We start from the raw sequence: 3,335 nt of genomic DNA, 5'->3' as shown, positions 1-3,335 counted from the left end.
CCCGCCGCAAGATGCGGTCGAGTTCGCCGAGAAACCGCGACCGGTCTTGCGGCGCGAAGCTGGCATTGTAGCCCTTGCTTTCGCCGGTCTCGCGCAGATGCTGCTTCAGGTCACGCATGGCTACCGCCATGCCGATCGTTTCCGGCGTGAAGGGGCGTCCCGTTGGCCCAAGCACATGGGCGCCGAGTGCCACCGCGCGGGCGGCCAGCGGAATGTCGGCGGTGATCACAATGTCGTTGGTGCGTGCATTGTCCACGATCCAGTCGTCGGCGGCATCAGCGCCCTTGGAGACCACCACATTGCGGATCATCGGATCGCGCGATGGCCGCAGGCCGCCATTGGAGACGTAGGTGACAACGACGCCATGCCGGTCGGCCACTTTTTCGACCTCGGCCTTGACCGGGCAGGCGTCTGCATCGACGAGAATAGCGGGGAGTTCGCTCATGTTTCTTTTCTCCTCCCACTTGTGAACCACAGAGGTCGCGGGCCGATTGGGCGGCGGCCTGGTATCTTCCTCAGTAAACCACGACGCTTCTGATCGATTTGCCCTCATGCATGAGATCGAAACCCTTGTTGATGTCCTCGAGCTTCAGCGTGTGAGTGATCATCGGGTCGATCTGGATCTTGCCGTCCATGTACCAGTCGACGATCTTGGGCACGTCGGTGCGGCCGCGCGCGCCACCGAAGGCGGTTCCCATCCAGGTGCGGCCGGTGACCAGCTGGAACGGCCGCGTCGAGATCTCCTGGCCGGCACCGGCGACGCCGATGACGACCGACTTGCCCCAGCCGCGATGCGAGGCTTCCAGCGCCTGGCGCATCACCTTGGTGCTGCCGGTGCAGTCGAATGTGTAGTCGGCGCCGCCGATCTGGTCGGCGCCACGCTTGGTCATGTTGACGAGGTGGGGCACGACATCGCCGTCGATCTCCTTCGGATTGACGAAATGCGTCATGCCGAAGCGCTCGCCCCACTCCTTCTTGTCGTTGTTCAAATCGACGCCGATGATCATGTCGGCGCCGGCAAGTTTCAGGCCTTGGATCACGTTGAGGCCGATTCCGCCGAGGCCGAAGACGACGGCGGTGGCGCCGATCTCGACCTTGGCGGTGTTGATCACAGCACCGATGCCGGTGGTGACGCCGCAGCCGATGTAGCAGATCTTGTCGAAGGGCGCGTCGGGGTTGACCTTGGCTAGCGCGATCTCGGGCAGCACGGTGAAGTTGGAGAAAGTCGAGCAGCCCATATAGTGAAAGATCTTGTCCTTGCCGATCGAGAAGCGCGATGAACCATCGGGCATCAGGCCCTGGCCCTGGGTGGCGCGGATGGCCGTGCACAGATTGGTTTTTCGCGACAGGCAGGAATGGCACTGGCGGCATTCGGGCGTGTAGAGCGGGATGACGTGGTCGCCCTTCTTGAGCGAGGTGACGCCCTTGCCGATATCGACGACGACGCCAGCGCCCTCATGGCCGAGGATGGCCGGAAACAGACCTTCAGGATCAGCACCCGACAGCGTGAATTCGTCGGTGTGGCAGATGCCGGTCGCCTTGATCTCGACCAGCACCTCGCCCTCACGTGGGCCGTCGAGATCGACCTCCATGATCTCCAGCGGCTTTCCGGCGGCGACAGCGACAGCGGCGCGGGTTTTCATCAGACGTCCTCCAATGCGAGTTTTTTCCAAGGTTTCAGGTTTTGCCGACACGATCAACTGGCGGCTGGCTCCCTGACTGGGCCACAGCGATGAATTGGAATCGCAAGTCGATTGAAAGGCAGTGAATTGCATGGTCGGCTTGACCCTGCAAGCACAGGCCATAAAAGGAACGGCCGACCCGAGGGATGACATTTCGCATGTTCACCAAGATCCTGATCGCCAATCGCGGCGAAATTGCCTGCCGCGTCATCAAGACGGCGCGCAAGATGGGCATCGCCACGGTTGCCGTCTATTCCGATGCCGATCGCGATGCCGTGCATGTCGAGATGGCCGACGAGGCGGTGCATATCGGGCCTTCACCAGCCGCGCTGAGCTATCTCGTCCCGGAAAAGATCATCGCCGCCTGCAAGGAAACGGGGGCCCAGGCCGTGCATCCCGGCTACGGATTCCTGTCCGAGCGGGCGGCCTTCTGCGAAGCGCTGGAAGCGGAAGGCATCATTTTCATCGGCCCGAAGCCCAAGGCCATAAAGGCGATGGGCGACAAGATCGAATCGAAGAAGTTCGCCAACGCCGCCAAGGTTTCCACCGTGCCCGGCTGGCTCGGCGTCATCGAGAATGCCGACCATGCCGAAAAGATTGCCGGCGAAATCGGCTACCCCGTGATGATCAAGGCTTCGGCCGGCGGCGGCGGCAAGGGCATGCGCATCGCCTGGAGCGAGGCCGAAGTGCGCGACGGCTTCGACCGCGCGCGCTCGGAAGCCAAGAGTTCGTTCGGCGACGATCGTGTCTTCATCGAGAAATTCGTCGTCGATCCGCGCCATATCGAAATTCAGGTGCTGGCCGACGCGCATGGCAATGCGCTCTATCTCGGCGAGCGCGAATGCTCGATCCAGCGACGCAACCAGAAGGTCGCCGAAGAGGCGCCGTCGCCGTTCCTGGATGCCGAGACGCGCAAGGCTATGGGTGAGCAGTCGGTGGCGCTGGCCAAGGCCGTCGACTACCAGAGCGCCGGCACGGTCGAATTCATCGTCGACAAGGACAAGAACTTCTATTTCCTTGAAATGAATACACGATTGCAGGTCGAGCATCCGGTGACGGAGCTCGTCACAGGCATTGATCTGGTCGAGCAGATGATTCGCGTCGCCGCCGGCGAAAAGCTTGCCATCAAACAAAGCGATGTCAAACTGAACGGCTGGGCAGTGGAAAGCCGGCTCTATGCCGAAGATCCCTACCGCAACTTCTTGCCGTCGATCGGCCGGCTGACACGCTACCGGCCGCCTGAGGAAGGACAATTCGGCGATGTCATCATCCGCAACGACACCGGCGTCACCGAAGGCTCCGAAATCTCGATGTTCTACGATCCGATGCTCGCCAAGCTGTGCACCTGGGCGCCGACGCGTCTGGAGGCCATCGATGCCATGTCGGAAGCGCTCGACAGCTTCGTCGTCGACGGTATCGAGCACAACATTCCGTTCCTGGCTGCCTTGATGCAGCATCCGCGTTGGCGGGAAGGGCGGATATCGACCGCTTTCATATCGGAGGAATATCCCGACGGCTTCGCGCCGGTCGTACCGAACGACGATGAGAAGGCCGTGCTGGCGTCGATTGCGACGGCGGTGGAACTGCTGCGCCGTGACCGGCTCGACCGGCTGGGCGGGCGGCTGGCGCCGCATTCGGGAGCTCTGAAGCGCG

Annotated in this window: 3 protein-coding genes; 1 reads left to right on the top strand and 2 read right to left on the bottom strand. The window is 62.2% G+C overall.

Annotation, left to right across the window (positions count from 1 at the left end; genetic code table 11):
* Positions 1 to 445 (bottom strand): YaiI/YqxD family protein (locus EN893_RS25145; protein ID WP_128361851.1); only part of this gene is annotated, 445 nt, incomplete at its 3' end.
* Positions 446 to 515: 70 nt separating this feature from the next.
* Positions 516 to 1,643, bottom strand: a complete 1,128-nt coding sequence (locus EN893_RS25140; RefSeq protein WP_127270241.1) for an S-(hydroxymethyl)glutathione dehydrogenase/class III alcohol dehydrogenase — start codon at positions 1,641 to 1,643, stop codon at positions 516 to 518.
* A 197-nt stretch (positions 1,644 to 1,840) separates the two neighbouring features.
* Here EN893_RS25140 and EN893_RS25135 point away from each other — a divergent pair.
* Positions 1,841 to 3,335 (top strand): acetyl/propionyl/methylcrotonyl-CoA carboxylase subunit alpha (locus EN893_RS25135; protein WP_164901087.1); only part of this gene is annotated, 1,495 nt, incomplete at its 3' end.

Origin of the sequence: Mesorhizobium sp. M7A.F.Ca.CA.004.04.2.1, from assembly GCF_004022825.1 — a bacterium.
Taxonomy (GTDB): Bacteria; Pseudomonadota; Alphaproteobacteria; order Rhizobiales; family Rhizobiaceae; genus Mesorhizobium.
Note: the sequence above shows the minus strand (reverse complement) of the source record. Positions and strands in the feature narration are given on the sequence as shown.

Coding starts and splice junctions, on each gene's coding strand:
- EN893_RS25140 (WP_127270241.1), bottom strand. CDS start 1,643: ATGAAAACCCGCGCCGCTGTCGCTGTCGCCGCCGGAAAGCCGCTGGAG.